4 protein-coding genes are annotated in these 3,364 nt (G+C 62.4%); 2 read left to right on the top strand and 2 right to left on the bottom strand.

The annotated features are described in order from the left end of the window. On the top strand, nt 1-704 hold a 704-nt coding region (locus EN749_RS32875; RefSeq protein ID WP_145991107.1), incomplete at its 5' end, for an NAD(P)-dependent oxidoreductase. Nucleotides 705-827: 123 nt separating this feature from the next. Here the strand turns inward: EN749_RS32875 and EN749_RS32870 are convergent. Together EN749_RS32870 and EN749_RS32865 are read right to left on the bottom strand one after the other, a co-directional pair. Continuing rightward, nucleotides 828-1,343 (bottom strand): TIGR00645 family protein, encoded by a 516-nt coding sequence (locus tag EN749_RS32870; RefSeq protein WP_127809627.1) that lies wholly within the window; start codon nt 1,341-1,343, stop codon nt 828-830. Nucleotides 1,344-1,648: 305 nt separating this feature from the next. After that, nucleotides 1,649-2,665, bottom strand: a complete 1,017-nt coding sequence (locus tag EN749_RS32865) for an OmpA family protein (protein WP_245491549.1) — start codon at nt 2,663-2,665, stop codon at nt 1,649-1,651. A 12-nt stretch (nt 2,666-2,677) separates the two neighbouring features. Between EN749_RS32865 and EN749_RS32860 the strand changes: the two genes are divergently transcribed. Then, nucleotides 2,678-3,364 (top strand): hypothetical protein (locus tag EN749_RS32860; RefSeq protein ID WP_245491548.1); only part of this gene is annotated, 687 nt, incomplete at its 3' end.

Below are 3,364 nucleotides of genomic sequence, written 5' to 3'. Positions count from 1 at the left end.
AGATCGAGCAGGCTGGCGGCAAGGCGCTGCCTGTTTTGTGCGACATCCGCGAGGAGGCGCAGGTGGCCGAGGCGGTCACCAGGACCGTGGAAAAATTCGGCGGCATCGACATCTGCGTCAACAATGCCAGCGCCATCCAACTCACCGGCACGCTCGAGACCGACATGAAACGCTACGATCTGATGCATCAGATCAACACGCGCGGTACCTTCCTGGTCTCGAAAATGTGCATTCCTCACCTGAAGTTGGCGCAAAATGCTCACATCCTGAATCTGGCGCCGCCGCTCGACATGAAGGCCAAGTGGTTCAGGAACCACGTCGCCTACACGATGGCCAAGTTCGGCATGTCGATGTGCACGCTGGGCATGAGTGCGGAGTTCGCCAAGGACGGCATCGCCGTCAATTCACTGTGGCCGATCTCGACCATCGACACGGCGGCGGTGCGCAATCTGCTCGGCGGCGCGACGGTGGCGGCGATGAGCCGTTTGCCCGACATCATGGCCGACGCCGCGCATGCCATCTTCATGCGGCCGGCGCGCGAGACAACAGGTAATTTCTACATCGACGAGGAGGTGCTGCGCGCCGAGGGCGTCAGCGACTTTTCAGCCTATGCGCCAGGTGCGACCGGGCCTCTGGCCGGAGATTTCTTTGTCCCTGACGAGGTGTTTGCCCGCACGGACAGCAAGATCAAGAGCATCTACTAGATCCGCGTCATTGTGAGCGTCGAGCTAAGCCATCCGCCGTGGCTGAGCCACGGCAAAGCCTTGCTCACAAAGCGATAGGGCGCCAACCCTGCCGGAGTGATTCAAGGTCCGGCAGGCGCTTGCTTACGCCTCATCCTTCTTGCCTTTGCCGAGGCCCATCAGCCGGTCGATATAGGCGAGCATGAGGGCCGAGACGACGAAGGCGAGATGGATGATGGTCAGCCACATCAACTGCTCGGTCGTGTAGGTCGACGAGTTCAAAAACACCTGCAAAAGGTGGATGGACGAGATGGCGACGATGGTCGAGGCAACCTTGACCTTCAGCGAGCCGACATCGATGGTGCCCAGCCAGTGCACGCCACCCTCCTGGTCGTCGAAGCGGCTGACGAAGTTCTCGTAGCCCGAGATGATGACCATCACCACGAGCGAGGCAACCAGTGCGGCATCGATCAGGCCGAGCATCTTGAGGATAGTGTCGGTGTCACCGAGCGTGAACGCCAGGGTAATGAACTCATAAAGCTTCTTGCCGAATGACAGCGCATAGACGGCCAATGCCAGGGCCAGGCCGATATAGAAAACGACGAGCAACCAGCGTGAAGCGAGAATGATCGATTCGATGGCGAGTTCGAGACGCTTCATGGGATGATTCCGGCTGGTTATCTCTCAGACAATGGCCGTATTCGGCCACGCCGCCACCGTTTGCAAGACAAAAAACCCCGCCGAACAAGGTCCGGCGGGGTTCAATGCGTCCCGCTGGAGCCGGGACGGGGCAGGGAACGCCCAGCACCGAATCTGGGGTGGCTGGGCTCGCGATTCAATGAGCCGTGTCTAATGCCCGTACAATTCTTGTTGAACCCGTCACATCCATCCATCCCCGGCGGTGCCGGGGATGGATGCTTCTCGTGCCGATTCCACAAACCGGGTCATGGGTTTGAAATCATGACCTAATTGTTGCTGGCCACAGGTGCCACCAGCGAGGTGATGCGGCGAATGCCGACGCGCCGGTTCTCGCGGTTCGGCGCCGACGTATTGACCTTCAGATACTCCTCGCCATAGCCCTGTGTCGTCAGGTTCTCCGGCGGGATGCCGAAGGCGTTGGTCAAGGCCTCGGCCACCGATTCTGCGCGGCGATCGGAAAGAGCCAGGTTAGCCTCCGGTGTGCCGACGGCGTCGGTGTGACCTTCGATCAGGAAGGTCTCGGCCGGGTTCTTCTTCAACAGCTTCTCCATTGCGGTGGCGACGCCCTCGAGCTTCTGCACTTCGGTGTCGGAGATCGAGGCCGAGCCGAATTCGAAGTTGAGCGTGTCGAGATCGACGCGCCGTGCGATGTCGCGCACGCGTGCCGAACGTTTGACCTCGTCGATCGAGTAGAGGCGCTGGACCTTCTCCACCGGTGGCTGTTCGAGGAAGGTGTAGTAGTCGTCCGGATCTTCGACATCCTCGGAGTCCAGAATGTACTCCTCGCGCGGGATTGTCAGCCGCATCGGCGGCAGATCATCGCCGGGATCGCGCCAGTCGCTGTCGTCCTCATAGTGCCGCTCATCGACATAGCTCAGCACATATTCGCGTCCATCCGGCGCAATGCGCGAACGCTGGATAACGTCGCCATAGCGGTTGCGGATGGTGACGATCTGAACACCGTTGTCACGCTCGACGATTTCCCGGGTGCGGTCGCCCGACAGATCCTCATAGTAGACGTTCCTGGCGCCGCGGGTCATGCGCGGGGCGTCATTGCTCTCGACGAATGTCTGGTTGTTGAACTGCAGGATGACGCGGTCGCCGAGTTCCCTGACGACGTCGACGCCTTTCGGACGCCGGCGGTCACGGACGTTCTCATCGGGCGCACGCTCTACGCGCGTGCCCTTTTCCTCGGTCACCGGCGCGATCTTCTCGGGCTTGATCTCCTGTTGTGCGGCCCTGTCGTCGGTGGGCGGCGGACCTTGGTCGATGGGAGCAGCCACCGGCTTACGGCCTTGATCGCCACCTTGCTGGGCATTTTGCCCGCCATTCTGCTGCTCGCCATCCTGGGGGACGATCTTGTCGCCCTGCTTGCGGCCGCCTCTGCGTTCGGCGTCCTTCTGGCTGTCCAGGATGGGAGCGGCGTTTGGATCGGCCGGTGCTTCGCCTTGCACCGGGTTTTCGCCCTGTGCCGGTGCTGCCGTCTGACCATTGGCCGGTTGTTCGCCGGTGGCTGGCTGTTCGGCTGTGGCCGGCTGCTCGCCAACAGGTTTCCTGACACGCTTCTTCGTCGTGTCCTGGGGCTGCTCGCCCTGGGCCGCGGGCTGTTCGCCGGCAGGGGCCGTCGCCTCTCCAGCGGGAGCCTCTTTCGGTGCCGGGGCGACTTCAGGTTGGGCCTGCTGGTCCTGCCTGTTCTTCTTGCGCGGCTTGGCCTGCTCGCCGGGCTGATTGTCGTTGGCCGGTTCCGCCTGGTTGGCCGGCGCCTGCTCGGTTTGCTGCTGCTGGTCGCGCTTCTTCCTGCGCGGCTGCTGTTCTTCGGCTGGCGCGGCCTGTTCGGCCGGCGCCTGTTCGGTCTGTTGCTGCTGGTCGCGCTTCTTCCTGCGCGGCTGCTGTTCCTCGGCTGGCGCGGCCTGTTCGGCCGGCGCCTGTTCGGTTTGCTGCTGCTGGTCGCGCTTTTTCCTGCGCGGCTGCTGTTCCTCGGC

Origin of the sequence: Mesorhizobium sp. M7A.F.Ca.ET.027.02.1.1, assembly GCF_004022985.1 — a bacterium.
GTDB lineage: Bacteria > Pseudomonadota > Alphaproteobacteria > Rhizobiales > Rhizobiaceae > Mesorhizobium.
Note: the sequence above shows the minus strand (reverse complement) of the source record. Positions and strands in the feature narration are given on the sequence as shown.

What these genes read in the sequence shown, in the direction of transcription:
- EN749_RS32870 (WP_127809627.1), bottom strand. Translation starts at nt 1,343, where the DNA reads ATGAAGCGTCTCGAACTCGCCATCGAATCGATCATTCTCGCTTCACGC.